Raw genomic sequence first — 16,462 nt, forward strand, 5'->3', positions numbered from 1 at the left:
GCAAGAAATCCTTCTTTCTATGCATAAATACGGAACGGATGTCAAATGACGCATTGGCACCGTTCCGTATATTTATACCCCAAACCAACATTCTATACCATAAGACACAAACTTTTCTTATAGATGTTGTTCAAAAAGCTGTCCTTTAATCAAATGTCGAATCTTGAATTCAGCCGGGAACTTCGGTGCTAAGTCGTTTACCAAACGAGCTTGCCAAAATCAGCAAACGCCTTGGAGTCAGCATCAATACCAGCTAGCAAAGCTAAACGGTTAGCACGTACCTGCTCATCCTCTGCCATAACCATAACGGAATCGAAAAATGCTGTAACAGCATCTTTTAGACCCGAGAGAATACGGAGTGCTTCTTCGGCATTATTCGCGGACATCGCTTCAAGATACGGTGTGTGTAATTCCTGCCATGTATTGTACAGCTTCAGCTCAGCATCTTCTTTAAGTAAAGAAGGATCAATCACTTCACTGGTTGCTTTAGCTGCCAAATTACTGACACGAGTGAGTGAATCTACTGTAATTTTAAAGTCTGCTTGGTCTAACACAGTACCCATAAGCGCACGGCTTCTGCCCACAACATCTACCACGTTGTCAAAGCCAGCTGCTGTAACAGCGTCCACAACATCATAGCGTACATTGTCGGATAAAAGTCGTTTAACACGCAGACCGAAGAACTCGTACAGGTTTATACGTAGTTCATCGTCAGAATGTTTCGAATTCCCTGAATTTTTATGAATTTCAATCGCTGCTTCAAAAATCTCGCGCAGCGTAATCGGCAATTTATGCTCCAGCACGATTTGAACAATCCCTGCAGCCTGGCGACGCAGTGCGTAAGGATCCTGAGAGCCTGTTGGGATAATACCGATAGAGAAGCAACCTACAATCGTATCGATCTTGTCCGCAATGCTGACAACTGAACCGGCATCCGTCGATGGTACTGCATCACCCGCGAACCTTGGCTGATAATGCTCGAAGATTGCTTTTGCCACAGTTTCAGGTTCTCCTGCTTTGCGTGCATAATCTTCACCCATGGTGCCTTGAAGTTCTGGGAATTCATAAACCATTTGAGTCACAAGGTCGAATTTGCAAATATCAGCAGTCCGACTTACTTCAGAAAGGGTTATATCAGACAATCCCAACTTTACAGCAAGACAATCGGAGATTTGGCGAATACGACGCACTTTATCTCCAACACTGCCAAGCTCTTCATGGTAGACGATATTCTCCAATTTGGCTAGTGCATCATCAATCTTCATCTTTTGATCTTCTTGATAGAAGAATTTGGCATCTGATAGACGAGCACGGAGTACCTTCTCATTACCCTTAGCAATAACATCCAAAGATACTGCATTCCCGTTACGCACCGTTACGAAGAAAGGCAGAAGTTTGCCCGCTGCATCAAATACCGGGAAATACCGCTGATGCTCACGCATCGAAGTAATCAGCACATCCTGTGGAATGTTCAAGAAAGATGGGTCGAAGGTTCCGAACAACACGGTTGGTGTTTCAACTAGGAACAGTACTTCCTCCAAAAGATCCTCTTTGATCGCAATCGTCCAGCTTTTTTCTTCAGCCAATTGATTGATTTGTTTCAGGATCAATTCTTCCCGTTCCTTCACGTCTACAAGGACATGCTGCGCACGCATGCTCTCAACATATTGTGCAGGCTCCGAAATTACAGTCTCTGTACCCAGAAAACGATGTCCACGGCTCACATTACCCGCTTTTACATCCGTAATTTCCAAATCAATAATATCTTTCCCGAAAAGAGCAACTAACCAGCGAATCGGACGCACGAATTTAAAATCGTAAGCTCCCCAACGCATGTTTTTCGGAAAAGTCATCGCATTTACAATCCCTAAAAGCCCTTCTGAAAGAAGCGAAGCTGTCTCTACCCCAGCACTATTTCTAGTAGCATATATATACTCTACTCCAGCTAACTCTTTGAACGTAAATTGCTCCGGAGATACACCCTGACTACGGGCAAATCCTAAAGCAGCTTTGCTCCAGTCTCCGTTTGCATCCAGTGCGATTTTGCGTGATGGTCCTTTGACTTCTTCGCTGATATCCTCTTGCTTCTCAGCCGCATCCTTAACAAAAACAGCGAGACGACGTGGCGTTGCATAAGCAGTAACTCCAGCATGGGTAATCCGTGCAGAATCCAACCACTTGGATGTTCTATCTTGCAGCTGTTCCATCGCAGCGCGGATAAAACGTGCAGGAATTTCCTCCAGACCGATCTCAAACAGGATATCTTTAGACACGGTCAGCACCTTCTTTCTTCAGCAGCGGGAAGCCAAGCTTCTCGCGTTCCTCAAGATATGTTGCCGCTACAGAGCGGGCAAGATTACGCACTCGGGTAATAAATCCAGTCCGTTCAGTAACACTGATGGCTCCACGTGCATCCAGCAGATTAAAGCTATGTGAGCATTTCAACACGTAATCATAGGCAGGGAACACAAGATGCTGCTCCATCGCTCTACGCGCTTCTTCTTCGTACATGTTGAACAGTGAAAATAGCATTTTTACATCAGATACTTCAAAGGTGTAAGTAGAATGTTCAAACTCCGGTTGATGAAAAACATCACCATAAGTCATGCCGCTAACCCATTCAAGATCAAATACATTTTCTTTATCTTGAATGTAGGATGCTAGCCGCTCCATTCCGTAAGTAATTTCTACGGCAACTGGATTGGCCTCAATTCCACCGACCTGTTGGAAGTACGTAAACTGAGTGATTTCCATACCATCTAGCCATACTTCCCATCCTAGACCTGCACAACCCAGTGAAGGGTTCTCCCAGTTATCCTCAACAAAACGGATATCATGCAAGAGCGGATCAATGCCGAGTGCTTTCAAACTATCCAAGTAAATCTCTTGAATGTTATCAGGCGATGGTTTGATAATGACTTGAAATTGATGATGCTGATACAGACGGTTCGGATTCTCCCCATAACGTCCATCGGATGGGCGACGTGAAGGCTCTACGTACGCAACTCTCCATGGTTCAGGACCTAGTGAGCGTAAAAATGTCATAGGGTTCATCGTGCCGGCGCCTTTTTCAGTGTCATAAGGCTGTACGATAATACAGTTCTGTTCAGCCCAGAACTGCTGCAGCGTCAAAATCATCTGCTGAAAGTTCATAATACCGTCTCCTTCGCTTTACAAGTTTTTTAGTTCATCTTGCTTAAAACTTCTTACCATGGAGGCGGCATTTTTCGCTCCTGACAGCAACAAAAAACCCCCGCCCCCATGCCTGATTAACAGACATAGGGACGAGAGCTTAACTTATTCTCCCGCGGTTCCACCCTACTTGATTCCATTCCTTGATTCAGCAATATCACTTGCTAAAGACAAGAACGAAATCCACTTTCATTCGCCATATCCGTACTCCCGGGTGCCATGTTCATGAACATTGTCCCGCCAGGCTCTCACTACCCCCAGCTCGCTGAATCGCGACAATATCGCTCATTACTTTCCCGATCAATGCACGTTCTCCCGAAGTGGAGCAAAACGGCGATAATCTTATAATTAAACTGTTCCTATAGTAACGGAAAAATCAGATTTCGTCAAATCTTGTACTTGTCGAGCTGATCCAGGAAATTCTGTGATTTTAGCTTTAATCCAAGCTGCACATCCATAAAGGCACGCATAATTTTTTTTAGCTCATCACGGCTGCTTTCTTTGACATCCACATTCCCTAATCTAGTTAGATCAAGTCTGGCGAATAAGCGTAGTAATTTCAACGCACGAGCAGAGACCTCCATTGCTGGAGGATCATTATGTTTACAGCTGCGGCAGAGTGCTCCACCAAGGCGAGGGCTTATCAGCAGTTGTTCATCAGGCTTTTCTGCTCCACATATCACACAGGTGTCGAACTCTGGACCATAACCGGCTGCTTGCAAAATCTTCATTTCATAAACATTTATGATAACTCCAGGTTCCTTATCTTCTTCAAGTGCGTTCAAGCAGGCCGTAAGCTGGCGAAACCAGAAGCTCCCCGTCTCCTCATCATGCAGGACTTTATCAAGCAGTTCACAAGCGTATGATGCATATGCTGCTTTAATCAAATCCTCACGCAGAGGGTGGTGAGACTTCGTGATCTCGCCGGAATTCAGCGTTCCAAGACCTCCGTTATTTCTAAAAAAAACAAATTCCCCGACGGTGAACAGCTGGATCAGGGCAGCATGGCGGCTCTTAACCTTCTTAGCACCTCGTACCAGAATTCCTACTTTCCCGGCGTTCTCGGTGCAAAGCGTAATAATTGCGTTCCCCTCGCCGTAGTCCATGCTGCGGATGACGATCCCTTCCACCCTGTGTAGCATGCCTCTTCCCCCAACCATTCGGCAAGCAACCAGTCCTTATTGCGCTTCTTCATCACAGACCTTCTCTTCTTCCACTAGCTGTAATCCACTGTCTTCAAGTGGATAGCCAGCTTCCTTGTATAGCAGGTAAGCATCGACGTCTCCTGTCATTGCAAAATACTTCCACGAAAAGTTTCGCATTCGTATTCATCCTTTCTTGGGAAAGACGATGTCTCTTCAAGAATTAGGATGTGCGATGAGCCAGGTTCTATCCTTGCAATTCCTGCCAAACGAGGAATGACGGATAAAGATCTTAAAGGTCTTTATGGAAGCCCAAATCCCGCAGAACGCGGTCCTGATTACGCCAGTCTTTTTTCACTTTTACCCATAGCTCCAGAAAAATCTTCGAACCCAAAAGGTTCTCAATGTCAGTCCGAGCACGTCTGCCAACCTCTTTCAGCAGCGCACCTTGCTTACCGATAATGATCCCCTTCTGAGAATCACGTTCAACAAAAATAACGGCAGACACATGCACAACACCATTCGGCTCAACCCTCATATCTTCGATAGCCACAGCAATGGAATGCGGTACTTCTTCGCGCGTCAAATGCAGAATCTTCTCACGAATTAGTTCTGCGCACACAAATTGCTCAGGGTGATCCGTAATTTGATCTTCTGGGTAGTATTGCGGACCTTCTGGTAAATACTTAGCGACTTGCTCTAACAGCGTGTTAACATTGCTACCCATCTTGGCAGAAATTGGAATGATTTCAGCAAAGTTATGCAGCTTGTTATACTGAGCCATAAGTGGGAGCAATGCTTCCGGCTCTATTTTATCGATCTTGTTGAGTACAAGAATAACTGGCGTCTTAAGTCCGTTTAATTGCTCAGCAATGTATCGGTCTCCACCGCCCAAACCATCTGCAGCATCCACAAGGAACAGCACAGCCTCAACTTCACCCAGCGTGCTCATTGCAGTTTGGTTCATGTAGTCGCCTAGCTTGGACTGTCTTTTATGAATACCTGGTGTGTCCAGGAACACGATTTGCGAATTATTCGTTGTATAGACCCCATGGATTTTGTTTCTAGTGGTCTGTGGCTTATCCGACATGATTGCAATCTTCTGTCCAATAACCTGGTTCATGAGTGTCGATTTGCCTACGTTCGGTCTGCCGATAATTGCGACAAAGCCTGATTTGAATTTCATATTATCTTCCTTCCATACTTTCCTTCTAGTTCAATCTTTTTCAATCATTCAATCTTTTTTAAAGCTTTTTCGATTCCCCCTAAATCCCCCTTAGCCAAGGGGGACTCCAAGGGCCCTGGCCCTCTGGACACCCGGAAATAGGCGTACCTGCAACGTTCGGCGGGATTAGAAACGGTCGTGCATGAGCGCTTTCGTCCCCTATCGGGGACACGCTTCACTGTCGCTTATTCACACGGTTCGCATTAAGCTCACCATGGATAAAGATTACTGAGATGCAGCTTACAGGCAGGGTTTCAAGTTACGATGTGCAAAGAATCGCTAGCGGCTTCGCCGCGGCGCTCACCTCGTAATGTTACTCTAACAACACATAATTTGCATCATTCTAGCTTAATTGATGATGACTGCACAATTTTAATTGTACTTTGTACAACTAATTTGAGTTTGAATTTATGTTTTGGTGTTTTAGTTGTATTCTGTGCAATTAAATCCTGTCTTAAGAGCCAAATATAGACTATATCATAAATTTAATTACACTATCTGCAACTAAATTCATTTTTGTTCAAAAGAGTAGCATTTAACTGTACATTGTGCAATTAAAGTAGCAACCTTCGTCTAACTATACCTGATTCGCCTTTAAACAGGCATTAAATCAAACCCTCATTTTATTCTGGAGCTTGTCCTTGCTTCAGATCTACGGGACCAAAAGCGCCGGGAAGTAATTCTCCCACCGTGGTCTCAACAATATCGCCCTTCATGTTTCCAAGGATAACCTTCATGTCTGGTGAACACAACTCAATCAGAACTTGGCGGCATACACCACAAGGAGATACGGGGCCATCGGAATCGGCAACAACGGCAATTGCCTTGAAAGAACCGATAGCATGACCGTCGGCAACGGCACGGAATAACGCAGTCCGCTCTGCACAATTGGTTGGGCCAAAAGCAGCATTTTCTACATTACATCCGTAATGAATATGACCATCCTGATCAAGGAGGGCGGCTCCGACTCCAAATCGGGAGTAGGGAATATATGCCTTAGCACGTGCTTTAATCGCTTCTTGCATAAGAAGAGCGGAATCCATATTTGGGTCCTCCTAAAGTTTTGTTAGCATTACTTCACTGATTTGCTTCGTACAAAACTTGCTTCGAAAGCATCCACTTAGTTTTGTTAGCATTACTTCATTGAATTTTCTTCGTACAAAACTCGCATCCTAAACATCCAGTAACCAAAGAGGCGGAATCGCAAAACGCGGGTCCGCCTCTCCCCTGAATTGAATTGTAACCTGATTATGACATAAGTCCGGTAATCCAGTCCATCACCGGGTGGTAAAAAACATAGACCCCGACTAAGACAGCAAACACCGCCGTAAGAAGCACAGCTCCTGCGGCGGTATCTTTTGCCCTCTTAGCCAGTGGGTGAATCTCCGGCGAGATCAGGTCTACCGTCGCTTCAATTGCTGTATTGAGCAACTCGGCGGTTAAGACAAGCGTGATGGAGAAGAGCAGCAACATCCAACTGACCAGCGGAAGTCTGAACACGGCAGCGGCAACAAGTACAACCACAGCCAAACAGCAATGCACCTTCATGTTAAGCTCGGATTTGAATGCCGACACGATGCCTTGCGATGCAAACCGAAAAGAGTGCCAGAACTTCTTATGTCCTACCGCCGTGTTCTTCACCATTAGCGAGTCAACCCAACCTGAGCTAGTACTTCCTCTTGCTTAGACATCATTTCAGCCTCTGAAGCTTCATCCTGATGATCATATCCTAACAAATGCAGAAATCCGTGCACAAAGAGGAAACCAAGCTCACGCTCCAGCGAATGACCATATTCCTGCGCTTGCTCCTGAGCACGAGTTACGGAAATGATGATATCTCCCAGTACATCCGGAACATCTTCCAGCGCTTTGCCTTCTTCTACTTCGTATATAATGTCCAGCTCGTCCTCTCCGCTTTCATTCATCGCAAAAGAAAGTACGTCCGTCGGACGGTCAATTCCCCGATATTCTAAATTCAACTCATGTATACGAACATTATCGACAAAAGTAAGAGCTACCTCGCCCCGATCGATCCCTTCCGCTTCACCTGCTTTTTGCAAAATATTCTCCAGCAGCGTAATGAGATCGTCCTTTATCTCGTATTCTTCCTGCTCGTTATCCCAAACGATCTCCAAACTCATGGGTTAGCTGCCCCTTCCTCTTTTTTCGGCTTACGCACATCTTCTGGGTATTCGATCCGTGAATGGAAAATCCCCATGACCGTTTCTTTCAGCGTCCGTGCAATAATGTCCAATTCTTTAATCGTTAAATCACATTCATCAAACTGATGATCATCCAGTCGACTTTTAATAATCTTCTCAATCATCGTTTCCACCTGAAGGACGGTTGGTTTGCGCAAGGATCGCACCGCAGCTTCAACACTGTCGGCAATTCCTACAACAGCCGATTCCTTCGACTGGGCTTTAGGGCCAGGATAACGGAAATCTTCCTCGGTAAAATCAGGCTCTACACCTTTTTCTTCCGCTAGCTTCAGGGCTTTATGGTAAAAATAATGCAGGAACGTCGTCCCATGATGCTGCTCAGCTATATCACGAATCGGTTTGGGCAGCTTATATTCTCGTTGCATTTCCACCCCATCGCGGGCGTGAGCTACAATGATAGATTTACTAAGCTTCGGTTCAATAGAGTCATGTGGGTTTTCCATATTATTCTGATTTTCAATAAAATAAAACGGACGTTTTGTTTTACCAATATCATGATAATACGATCCTACCCGGCACAATAAGCCATCTGCTCCAATCGCTTCTGCGGCCGCTTCTGACAGGTTACCTACCATTACGCTATGGTGGTAGGTTCCTGGTGTTTCCGTAAGAAGCTTGCGCAATAAGGGATGGTTCGGATTAGACAACTCTACCAGCTTCAGGGCAGATAGAATGCCAAAGGTAGCTTCAAAGAAAGGCATCAGACCAATCACAAGCACTGCAGTCAAAAGCCCACTCGCAAAAGCAAAACCAACAGCATATAGCGTGCTTACATCTTTCCACTCACCACCAGCTAAGAGGGTCAGCATAAAGACGGTCACACAGCCAAAAAGGGATACCATAATCCCGCCTTTTAATAATGTGGAACGCTGGCCTGCACGATGAGTGGCAAAAATAGCTACATAACAAACAACAATTGAAAAGAAGCCAAAGGTAAAATCAAACACCGAATTCTGCTGAACATTCAAAATGATACTGGCGAGTATACTGATCAGAATTGAACAGAAATACGCTAATGTCATATCCAGAAGCATCGTGATCAGCATAGCGCCGATAGCTACCGGTGCCAGATACCCGAGATAGGAATGGACATCCGTCTGCAAAATTGCGGTCAATCGCATGGAGATGATCGTAATAACAAACACAAGCACCAGCATTAATAACTGGGAATTATTATACTTGAAGCCCGCAGTTCCGCCAGAGTAACGGATAAACACCATCAGACCTGCAGATAGCATGGTAGCAAGTAATAACAATCCAACTTGAGGCCAATAGTTGACCTCATTGCTTAGCAAGCCATTCTCATCCAAAAGGGCGTACAGCTCAGGGGTGATTTTTTGCCCTTTAGCGACAAGAACGTCCCCTTGTTCAATAAACACATCAGGTGTGTTCTCACGAGCCTGTACCTTCGCTTCCTTCGTTGCATCTTCGTCATAGAACTTATTGCTTGTAATAACGAGCCGGACTAACTCTTGCACAACCTCACGCGCCGTACGCTGACTCAGAGAGCTGATACTGACCTGCTCCGCCACTTTGGCGCGCGCAGTCTGGGCGTCCGTGATTTGATCGTTCATCAGCCTAGTCACAATATCACGAGCGACAGGCTTCATTTCGATAATGTCCTGAGAGGTCAGTCGCGGAATCTTAATGTAAGTTTCATCTGGAATGACATAGGTCTGCTCTTTTATGACAGATTGCATTTCTTCCAAAAGATGATCGGAATAAGTGCCTCCGCCCCGATTTGAGGCTATGAAATTCAAAATAAAATCACTGGCTCTCTGCGGGATTTCATCACGATAAATTTCAGTTTTATCACTTTGCGAAATCAGGTCATCCTGATTCAGGCGATCAATCCGGTCCAGCAGTGATGTCACAAGATTATCGGCCCGCATCGGGATAATTTTATACTTAGGAGATACACCTTCGGCTGCTTCTTCCGCTGCCTTTAGTGTTGCCTTCTTGTCCAAAATTTGCTTGGGCGCTGTTATCTCCTTCGCGCTGAGCGTATTCTCTTTAATATCGTACCGCTTAGGCAGTAGATCGGGCGACAGACTGAAGTAGAACACAAGTCCGAGTAACAGGAAAAGAGCATAGCGTGTCGCCGCGCTATACTTCCATCCGTTGTTCGTATATACAAATCCGCTTAATTTAGATGGTTGCTTTGAAGCCATGAAGACAATCCCCTTTATTGGAGGTTTTCGGCAGAGCGGTCATAGGCAACGATAATTTTCTGCACCAGGGAATGCCGTACTACATCCTGCTCCGCAAAATAAACAAAACCGAGTTCTTCTATGCCGGATAAAATCGCTTTAGCCTCAATCAAACCGGATTTCTTGCCGCGAGGCAGGTCAATCTGGGTAACGTCACCCGTAATCACCATTTTGGACCCGAAGCCGAGTCGAGTCAAAAACATTTTCATTTGCTCAGGCGTTGTATTCTGGGCTTCATCCAAAATAATAAATGAATCATCCAGCGTACGACCACGCATATAAGCGAGCGGAGCAATTTCAATCAACCCCCGTTCAAGTGCCTTAGCCACCTGATCGGGCCCCATAACGTCGTATAAGGCATCATATAACGGACGGAGGTATGGATCTACCTTTTCTTGCAAATCCCCTGGGAGGAACCCTAGACTCTCTCCTGCTTCTACTGCTGGGCGCGTAAGAATGATACGCTTAACAGAACCTTCTTTAAGTGCCGTAACTGCAAGCACTACCGCCAAGTAGGTCTTACCCGTTCCTGCAGGACCGATTCCGAATACAATATCACGCTTCTTGATCGTTGTCACATAATGCTTCTGGCCAATCGTTTTGACACGGATAGGCTTTCCACGAAAAGTTGTTGTAATTTCTCCCTTGAACAAATCGAGCAATTGATCGACTCGAAAGTCTTTCGCCAGCTCCACAGCGTACTGCACATCACGTTCAGTAAGTATGTAACCGCTCCGAATGAGGGACAGCAACACATTAAACAATTGTCCCAGCATGTCTACTTCCCGCTCCGCACCACGTATCGTTAACTCTGCTTCACGGGAATCAATAATAGCAGGAATTTCACTCTCGATGATTTTTAGGAATCCATCTTGCGGGCCGAACAGCGATTGCGCTTCTCCCGCATTTTGCAAAGTAATACGAATGCTTGCAGTCTGTTCTGACAAGTAGCCTCATTCTCCTCAATTGTTTACTATTGGCAGTTCTTCGGAAATTTTTTCTTCTACTTCAAAGATCACTTTCATATAAACTTTACCATTCTCTTTCTTCTCATGCAAAACTTTTTGACTTTTGATGACGCTATCAACGCCATAACGTGCCAAAATATCATTCTTCGCTCGCTCTATTCCCTTTTCAAATCCAGCCTCTGGAGTTAATGTCTCACTTGTTTCACTAATCTCCATTTCTTTCTCAGTCATTAGGCCCAGCGGCAGCTTAATGGACCGCCAGGACAGCGGATCATGCTCAGTAAGTGTTCGTGATTTCTCAAAAGGAGAATCGCCATAACCCCATAGCTGGATAGCCCATTTACCAAGCACCAGATAGGTTCGGTCCTTACGCTCCCCTGTATATGAGCTATTTGTTGTTGTAAGAGGCACCTCTATATTGTATTCATGCCACACTAAACCCTTAACCTCACCTTTAGCCACCACGTACTGTACATTCTCTTCGTCGCCTAAAGCACCCGAGATCAGGATATCCCCTTTTTTAACCCGTGAGTTACGCGCTACAACCGGTCTGCCCTGCTCCGCATATATTTCAGTTACCACCGCATCTGTTCTGCTAATCAAATGCCGCTGACTAAGCAGAGGTTTGATATCCGGCTGTTTAGATTCTACCACCTGAATTTTAATGCTCGTCCCCGTCCGCTGCACCCCTATCCATGAAACGCCGGGTAATTGGGCCAGGAGCCCCTTAGAGAGCTTGTCCGGCTCATCCAGACGCCATATCCATTGAAAAGGATACACCCCCTCCTGGCGAGCAGCTGCCAATATATCCTCGGAGGCAATTTTTTCATTCCCCTCGACTCTAATGCTCCATACCATCGTAGATAACATAAAGAGCATAATCCCGAATATCAATATTCCCATGCCAAAAAATTTACGTTTCCAAAGCCGCGCCATCAAAAAAGGCAGTCCGCTTCTTCCTGTAACGTGCATCCGACAGCCTGTCTTCTTTAAAATCGGACGGAGGACATAAAAATCATTCAGAAGCAGCTTAAGGGAAGCGCCGCCCTCAGCGGGCCTCACATCCCAAATCACTATACCTGCTTCAGAAATGACATTAATGAATCTCTCCACCTGAGGCCCCGTCACATGCAGTGTAACGAATCCCCGCAGTGATGAAAGAGGTGGTTCCTTCATGATTTCCCCTCGCTTTCTTTATATCTGATCTCTCCGATAATGCCTTCTACCGCCAGCTCCTGACCAAGAATATTGCGAATGACAAGATCCTCGCCTGTGATTTCAAGCGATCCTTTAGCTAACGCGAGCTTAAGCTGGCCTGAGGAAAAATGCAGCACGCCGCGATGATTCTCGATATACAGTTCCTTATTGCCGATCAGGGTGATCCGGGGCATTTCCTGTAGTAAGTCCTGTGGTAAATCCAACACCCCGTTTGTCCATCCCCGCAGCCTGCGGCCAATACGGGTCATAAGTAGACGCTCCCCCTTCCTGCCTTCTGTACACCTTATGCGGCAACGCTTTTGTTTATGAGAAGAACTCATAAAGGAGCACCTTTCAGGTATAAAAAACATAAAAAAGCCTCAGCTTTCCTATCGTTAAGATAAGAAAGCTAAGGCTTAATTGTTACTTGACCGAAAATTACGATCTTCGGGAGGAATGCGGCTGGCGAGCACGCGGAGGTCCTAGAATCTCCGCCCAAACCACACCATTACGCAGCTCATCCCTATTCCCTGTTCTATTTGACTGAACATCTGTATCAGGGGATGAACTCTTCGTCTTCTTCGATCTAGGATCTGCTCCCGCTATTCCATCAAAAGCAGATTGAAGACGCCGCACCTCTTCCTGCATTCTTTGTGTGCGTAACTCAACTCCGTCATCAGCATGCTCCAAAGACATACCTTCTCCAGTAGAATAATCTGGTGTCGGGATGTACGCAGGCTCTGGAAAGGCTGGTGATGCGTCATACTCACGGGAGGATGTAGTAACAGGAGCAGGAAACCCGCTACCAGACTGTTCTGGCTGATCTCTGTTCCCGTCTACATCCTTATTACGGTGGAGAGGATTCCCGTCTCCTCCACCGAAGGTCGGCATCCCTCCGCGTGTAGTACCTTTGGGTTTGTTCTTCGTAGCTTTGTTCACATTGGATACAATCGCGAAGATAATAACCGCAACAATATAGATCCAGCTCATGGAGATTCACATCCCCTTTTATTTATTATTGTTAGGACGGTTATTGTCGTCCTGATCATTCATTTTGCCGAGGGAACCGCGCATTTGGGTATCCGCCTCGATATTTTTGATGTTCATGTAGTCCATCACACCGATTTGACCATTTCTGAGTGCCTCAGCCATCGCCATAGGCACCTGAGATTCAGCTTCCACAACAAGCGCCTTCATCTCAACTACACGCGCTTTCATCTCTTGCTCATGAGCGACAGCCATTGCTCTGCGTTCTTCTGCCTTAGCTTGTGCAATACGTTTATCCGCTTCTGCTTGTTCGGTTTGAAGATACGCACCGATGTTCTTGCCTACATCGATATCCGCAATATCAATAGAGAGTATCTCAAAAGCAGTACCTGAATCCAGACCTTTCGACAATACCGTCCGAGAAATCAAATCCGGGTTTTCCAAGACATCTTTATGTGAATCACTTGAACCTACTGTCGTTACAATCCCTTCACCAACACGGGCAATGATTGTTTCTTCACCCGCACCACCCACGAGACGGTCGATATTAGCACGTACAGTTACACGTGCTTTTACCTTAACTTCAATCCCGTTTTTAGCGACAGCCGCAACAACTGGTGTTTCAATTACACGAGGGTTAACGCTCATTTGTACCGCCTGAAGCACATCGCGTCCTGCAAGATCAATAGCCGCTGCGCGTGTAAATTCCAAAGGAATATCTGCACGTTGTGCTGCAATAAGCGCATTAACCACCCGGTCTACGTTACCACCTGCGAGATAGTGGCTCTCCAGTTGATTAATATTCAGTCCAAGACCTGCCTTAGTCGCTTTAATCATTGGATTAACGATTCGACTTGGCGTTACACGACGCAGTCTCATCGCTACTAGGGTAATAATACTAATCCTAACCCCTGACGCCAATGCAGAAATCCAGAGCATGACCGGGAAGAAGCTTAAAAAGACACTCAACAAAATGACTACGACTACCGCAATCAACAAAAAAGTAATTAAAGATGCTTCCATAACTTTACAACCTCCAGTAAATTATTGTGGAGCTACTATTCGCCATACCTTTTATCTTTTACCTTATTCCTTAATTTCCTTCACTACAATCCGTCCGCCCTCAACTTTTACAACAGAGATCGGTGCATTAACGCTAATAAAGCTGCCTTCAGTAACGACATCTACTCGCTCGCCGCCAATCATAGCCGTTCCGGATGGACGAAGTGGAGTAACACTGTTTCCTATAGCTCCAACTAAGCTTAACTTCTCTTCAACAGGTACAAATCCCTGATCTTTAGAGAGCGTATCCTTTAAAATAAACCTATTCCAAATTCCACGTTCTTTAAATGCGACAGCCACAATCACAATGACTACTGTTGCAGCCGCGAATGCGATACCGAGACTAAACAATGCATGTGTGAAGCTGTATGCTGCGCGTACGACACCTGCCACAAGGCTCACGGAACCAAGTATCCCCAATATCCCAAAGCTCGGCACGAATAGCTCCAGCACAAGCATGACAAGTCCGATTATGAACAAAAGCCAAGTCTCTGATCCGGCAAACCCTGCTACAGAATTTCCGAAAAAATATAAAACAAAGGCTAATGTCCCAATAATCCCAGGTGCACCGAAGCCTGGAACGATCAACTCAATCACAATGCCTGTGATCCCGATGAATAGCAAAATCGTCATAATAATCGGATTCGTCAGAAATTGCGACATTTTCTCGGCACCCGTATGCTCCACACGAAAAATGTCATCTGTAGTATAACCTAACCAAGTAATCGCCTCTTCTGGAGTGGTTGTAATTTGATCAGCATAACCAGCTTTTAAAGCTTCGTCACTAGACAAGGCAATAATTTCACCCTGCGCTTTAGATACGCCAAGATCTGGCTTATCCACAACCAAATTACTATCGACCATTCCCGCAGCAATATCAGGATCACGCTCATTTAGAGCAGCGGCTCCAATCATTTTTGATTTCCAGTAGGAGACCATCTTCGCGTCATCTACTTTCTGGCCGCTACTATCTACTAGAGATGCAGAACCGATCATGCTGCCCGGCTTCATGATGATTGCACCTGCGTTAAGTGCTATGTAACTGCCTGCGGAAGCGGCATCACCTTTAATAAAAGCAGCCGTAGGTATGTCACTATCTCTTACCATCGTCCCAATCTGTTCTGCTGAACTCACCAGTCCACCCGGTGTATCCACCTCCAGTACAATTAGAACCGCTCCATAATTAGCAGCTTCGGCAAAGCCTCTTTCCAAAAAACTTTGCAGACCTCTTTCAATTTTCTGATCAACCGGAATAATAAACACAGGGCCTTTCTTCATCTCACCATTCGCAGCCTTTGGTGCTTTTGGTACCGTTACATCAGCGCTGACATTCGGGATAAACGGCGTTAAGAGCAATAGCAGTAAAACAACTGGAATGCTGGCTAACATAATTTTCCGTAATCTTTTCAATGTTTTTACCTCCTTTCTTCAACTTGACCCGGGACACATAAACTTTATTACGTTGTAAGCGTAATTACGTTTCAAAACAAAGAAAAGCACCCCTTTTACAAGGGGTGCTGGCGCTATATTATTGCAGAAATTGCTGAACCGCTTGGTTCACGAGTTTACCATCGGCGCGACCTTTGACCTTAGGCATCAGTGCGCTCATGACCTTACCCATTTCGCTTTTCGAAGAAGCACCGGTTTCCTGGATGGTCTGCTGTACAATTGCTTTAATTTCTTCTTCGGAAAGTTGCTCGGGAAGATACTTAATAATAATCTCGATTTCTGCCTTCGTACTCGCGGCAAGCTCGTCGCGACCCGCTGATTCAAATTCTTGGAGGGCATCTTTGCGCTGTTTGATTTCACGACTAAGGATATCAAGCACTTCGTTGTCGTCCAATGTTCTCTTCAAATCTATTTCAAGATACTTTATTGTAGAACGAACCATTCGAATCGTGGAGAGCGTGAACTTGTCCTTACTCTTCATCGCTTGCTTCATATCTTCGTTCAATCTCTCGCTAAGATTCATGCGTGGGTAATCCTCCTAAAACTTTCTCTTACGAGCAGCCTCAGACTTCAGCTTTTTCTTAACGCTTGGCTTTTCGTAATGTTTGCGTTTCTTCACCTCAGCCAAGACACCATCTTTTGCGATGGAACGTTTAAAGCGACGAAGTGCAGCATCAATTGTCTCGTTTTTGCGAACTTTCGTTTCAGACACAGTTTCCCCTCCCTCCGACCATACCGTCCAAGAGCATAACACGGTTTATCAAATTCCATTATAGGTCAAACGGAAATAGGGTGTCAACCTTCGTGT

17 protein-coding genes are annotated in these 16,462 nt (G+C 45.5%); all 17 read right to left on the reverse strand.

The features are described 5' to 3' along the window. Positions 1-197 precede the first annotated feature (197 nt). Positions 198-2,273 (reverse strand): glycine--tRNA ligase subunit beta, encoded by a 2,076-nt coding sequence (glyS, locus tag ACQKMP_RS27705; protein WP_427472128.1) that lies wholly within the window; start codon positions 2,271-2,273, stop codon positions 198-200. Then, entirely contained in the window at positions 2,266-3,153 is an 888-nt protein-coding gene (gene glyQ, locus ACQKMP_RS27710) for a glycine--tRNA ligase subunit alpha (RefSeq protein ID WP_042130314.1), read from the reverse strand. Before glyQ ends, glyS begins: the two co-directional genes overlap by 8 nt. Positions 3,154-3,578: 425 nt before the next feature. Continuing rightward, positions 3,579-4,334 (reverse strand): DNA repair protein RecO, encoded by a 756-nt coding sequence (gene recO, locus ACQKMP_RS27715; RefSeq protein ID WP_339243171.1) that lies wholly within the window; start codon positions 4,332-4,334, stop codon positions 3,579-3,581. A gap of 36 nt (positions 4,335-4,370) precedes the next feature. Next, on the reverse strand, positions 4,371-4,514 hold the full coding sequence (locus ACQKMP_RS27720) for a YqzL family protein (RefSeq protein WP_076117313.1): 144 nt from the start codon (positions 4,512-4,514) through the stop codon (positions 4,371-4,373). A 112-nt stretch (positions 4,515-4,626) separates the two neighbouring features. Further along, positions 4,627-5,520: a GTPase Era gene (gene era, locus ACQKMP_RS27725; RefSeq protein ID WP_042190933.1), complete on the reverse strand. Its 894-nt coding sequence runs from the start codon at positions 5,518-5,520 to the stop codon at positions 4,627-4,629. A gap of 662 nt (positions 5,521-6,182) precedes the next feature. Then, positions 6,183-6,602: a cytidine deaminase gene (locus ACQKMP_RS27730; RefSeq protein ID WP_427472131.1), complete on the reverse strand. Its 420-nt coding sequence runs from the start codon at positions 6,600-6,602 to the stop codon at positions 6,183-6,185. 205 nt (positions 6,603-6,807) lie between these two features. Beyond that, positions 6,808-7,203, reverse strand: coding sequence for a diacylglycerol kinase family protein (locus ACQKMP_RS27735; protein ID WP_339243177.1), 396 nt, complete (start codon positions 7,201-7,203; stop codon positions 6,808-6,810). Continuing rightward, positions 7,203-7,700 (reverse strand): rRNA maturation RNase YbeY, encoded by a 498-nt coding sequence (gene ybeY / locus ACQKMP_RS27740; protein WP_379424553.1) that lies wholly within the window; start codon positions 7,698-7,700, stop codon positions 7,203-7,205. Before ybeY ends, ACQKMP_RS27735 begins: the two co-directional genes overlap by 1 nt. Further along, positions 7,697-9,952 (reverse strand): HD family phosphohydrolase, encoded by a 2,256-nt coding sequence (locus ACQKMP_RS27745; protein ID WP_339243181.1) that lies wholly within the window; start codon positions 9,950-9,952, stop codon positions 7,697-7,699. The genes ybeY and ACQKMP_RS27745 overlap by 4 nt, the downstream gene beginning before the upstream one ends. A 14-nt stretch (positions 9,953-9,966) precedes the next feature. Continuing rightward, on the reverse strand, positions 9,967-10,938 hold the full coding sequence (locus ACQKMP_RS27750) for a PhoH family protein (RefSeq protein WP_042190944.1): 972 nt from the start codon (positions 10,936-10,938) through the stop codon (positions 9,967-9,969). 15 nt (positions 10,939-10,953) lie between these two features. After that, positions 10,954-12,135: a sporulation protein YqfD gene (gene yqfD / locus ACQKMP_RS27755; RefSeq protein WP_042190946.1), complete on the reverse strand. Its 1,182-nt coding sequence runs from the start codon at positions 12,133-12,135 to the stop codon at positions 10,954-10,956. Beyond that, the gene (gene yqfC / locus ACQKMP_RS27760) at positions 12,132-12,425 is read right to left on the reverse strand and encodes a sporulation protein YqfC (RefSeq protein WP_060621997.1); all 294 of its coding nucleotides are present in this window, start codon (positions 12,423-12,425) and stop codon (positions 12,132-12,134) included. Before yqfC ends, yqfD begins: the two co-directional genes overlap by 4 nt. A gap of 169 nt (positions 12,426-12,594) precedes the next feature. Further along, the gene (locus ACQKMP_RS27765; RefSeq protein ID WP_076284785.1) at positions 12,595-13,146 is read right to left on the reverse strand and encodes a hypothetical protein; all 552 of its coding nucleotides are present in this window, start codon (positions 13,144-13,146) and stop codon (positions 12,595-12,597) included. An 18-nt stretch (positions 13,147-13,164) separates the two neighbouring features. After that, positions 13,165-14,166 carry a flotillin-like protein FloA gene (gene floA, locus ACQKMP_RS27770; protein ID WP_042190951.1) on the reverse strand — a complete coding sequence of 334 codons (1,002 nt, stop codon included), beginning with the start codon at positions 14,164-14,166 and terminating at the stop codon, positions 13,165-13,167. A 63-nt stretch (positions 14,167-14,229) separates the two neighbouring features. Further along, a complete protein-coding gene (locus tag ACQKMP_RS27775) occupies positions 14,230-15,594 on the reverse strand; it encodes an NfeD family protein (protein ID WP_042194375.1) in 1,365 nt (454 codons plus the stop codon). Between the two features lie 139 nt (positions 15,595-15,733). After that, entirely contained in the window at positions 15,734-16,177 is a 444-nt protein-coding gene (locus tag ACQKMP_RS27780) for a GatB/YqeY domain-containing protein (protein ID WP_042190953.1), read from the reverse strand. 15 nt (positions 16,178-16,192) lie between these two features. Then, positions 16,193-16,366, reverse strand: coding sequence for a 30S ribosomal protein S21 (rpsU, locus tag ACQKMP_RS27785; protein ID WP_036657994.1), 174 nt, complete (start codon positions 16,364-16,366; stop codon positions 16,193-16,195). Positions 16,367-16,462 lie beyond the last annotated feature (96 nt).

Origin of the sequence: Paenibacillus sp. NPDC101420 (genome assembly GCF_050277435.1) — a bacterium.
GTDB lineage: Bacteria > Bacillota > Bacilli > Paenibacillales > Paenibacillaceae > Paenibacillus_AQ.

Excerpts from the sequence above, each read along its gene's own strand:
- glyQ (WP_042130314.1), bottom strand. The coding sequence starts at position 3,153 with ATGAACTTTCAGCAGATGATTTTGACGCTGCAGCAGTTCTGGGCTGAA.
- ACQKMP_RS27765 (WP_076284785.1), bottom strand. The coding sequence starts at position 13,146 with ATGAGCTGGATCTATATTGTTGCGGTTATTATCTTCGCGATTGTATCC.
- ACQKMP_RS27720 (WP_076117313.1), bottom strand. The coding sequence starts at position 4,514 with ATGCGAAACTTTTCGTGGAAGTATTTTGCAATGACAGGAGACGTCGAT.
- ACQKMP_RS27780 (WP_042190953.1), bottom strand. The coding sequence starts at position 16,177 with ATGAATCTTAGCGAGAGATTGAACGAAGATATGAAGCAAGCGATGAAG.
- recO (WP_339243171.1), bottom strand. The coding sequence starts at position 4,334 with ATGCTACACAGGGTGGAAGGGATCGTCATCCGCAGCATGGACTACGGC.
- yqfD (WP_042190946.1), bottom strand. The coding sequence starts at position 12,135 with ATGAAGGAACCACCTCTTTCATCACTGCGGGGATTCGTTACACTGCAT.
- ACQKMP_RS27730 (WP_427472131.1), bottom strand. The coding sequence starts at position 6,602 with ATGGATTCCGCTCTTCTTATGCAAGAAGCGATTAAAGCACGTGCTAAG.
- era (WP_042190933.1), bottom strand. The coding sequence starts at position 5,520 with ATGAAATTCAAATCAGGCTTTGTCGCAATTATCGGCAGACCGAACGTA.
- ACQKMP_RS27735 (WP_339243177.1), bottom strand. The coding sequence starts at position 7,203 with ATGGTGAAGAACACGGCGGTAGGACATAAGAAGTTCTGGCACTCTTTT.
- floA (WP_042190951.1), bottom strand. The coding sequence starts at position 14,166 with ATGGAAGCATCTTTAATTACTTTTTTGTTGATTGCGGTAGTCGTAGTC.
- ybeY (WP_379424553.1), bottom strand. The coding sequence starts at position 7,700 with ATGAGTTTGGAGATCGTTTGGGATAACGAGCAGGAAGAATACGAGATA.
- ACQKMP_RS27745 (WP_339243181.1), bottom strand. The coding sequence starts at position 9,952 with ATGGCTTCAAAGCAACCATCTAAATTAAGCGGATTTGTATATACGAAC.
- yqfC (WP_060621997.1), bottom strand. The coding sequence starts at position 12,425 with ATGACCCGTATTGGCCGCAGGCTGCGGGGATGGACAAACGGGGTGTTG.
- ACQKMP_RS27775 (WP_042194375.1), bottom strand. The coding sequence starts at position 15,594 with ATGTTAGCCAGCATTCCAGTTGTTTTACTGCTATTGCTCTTAACGCCG.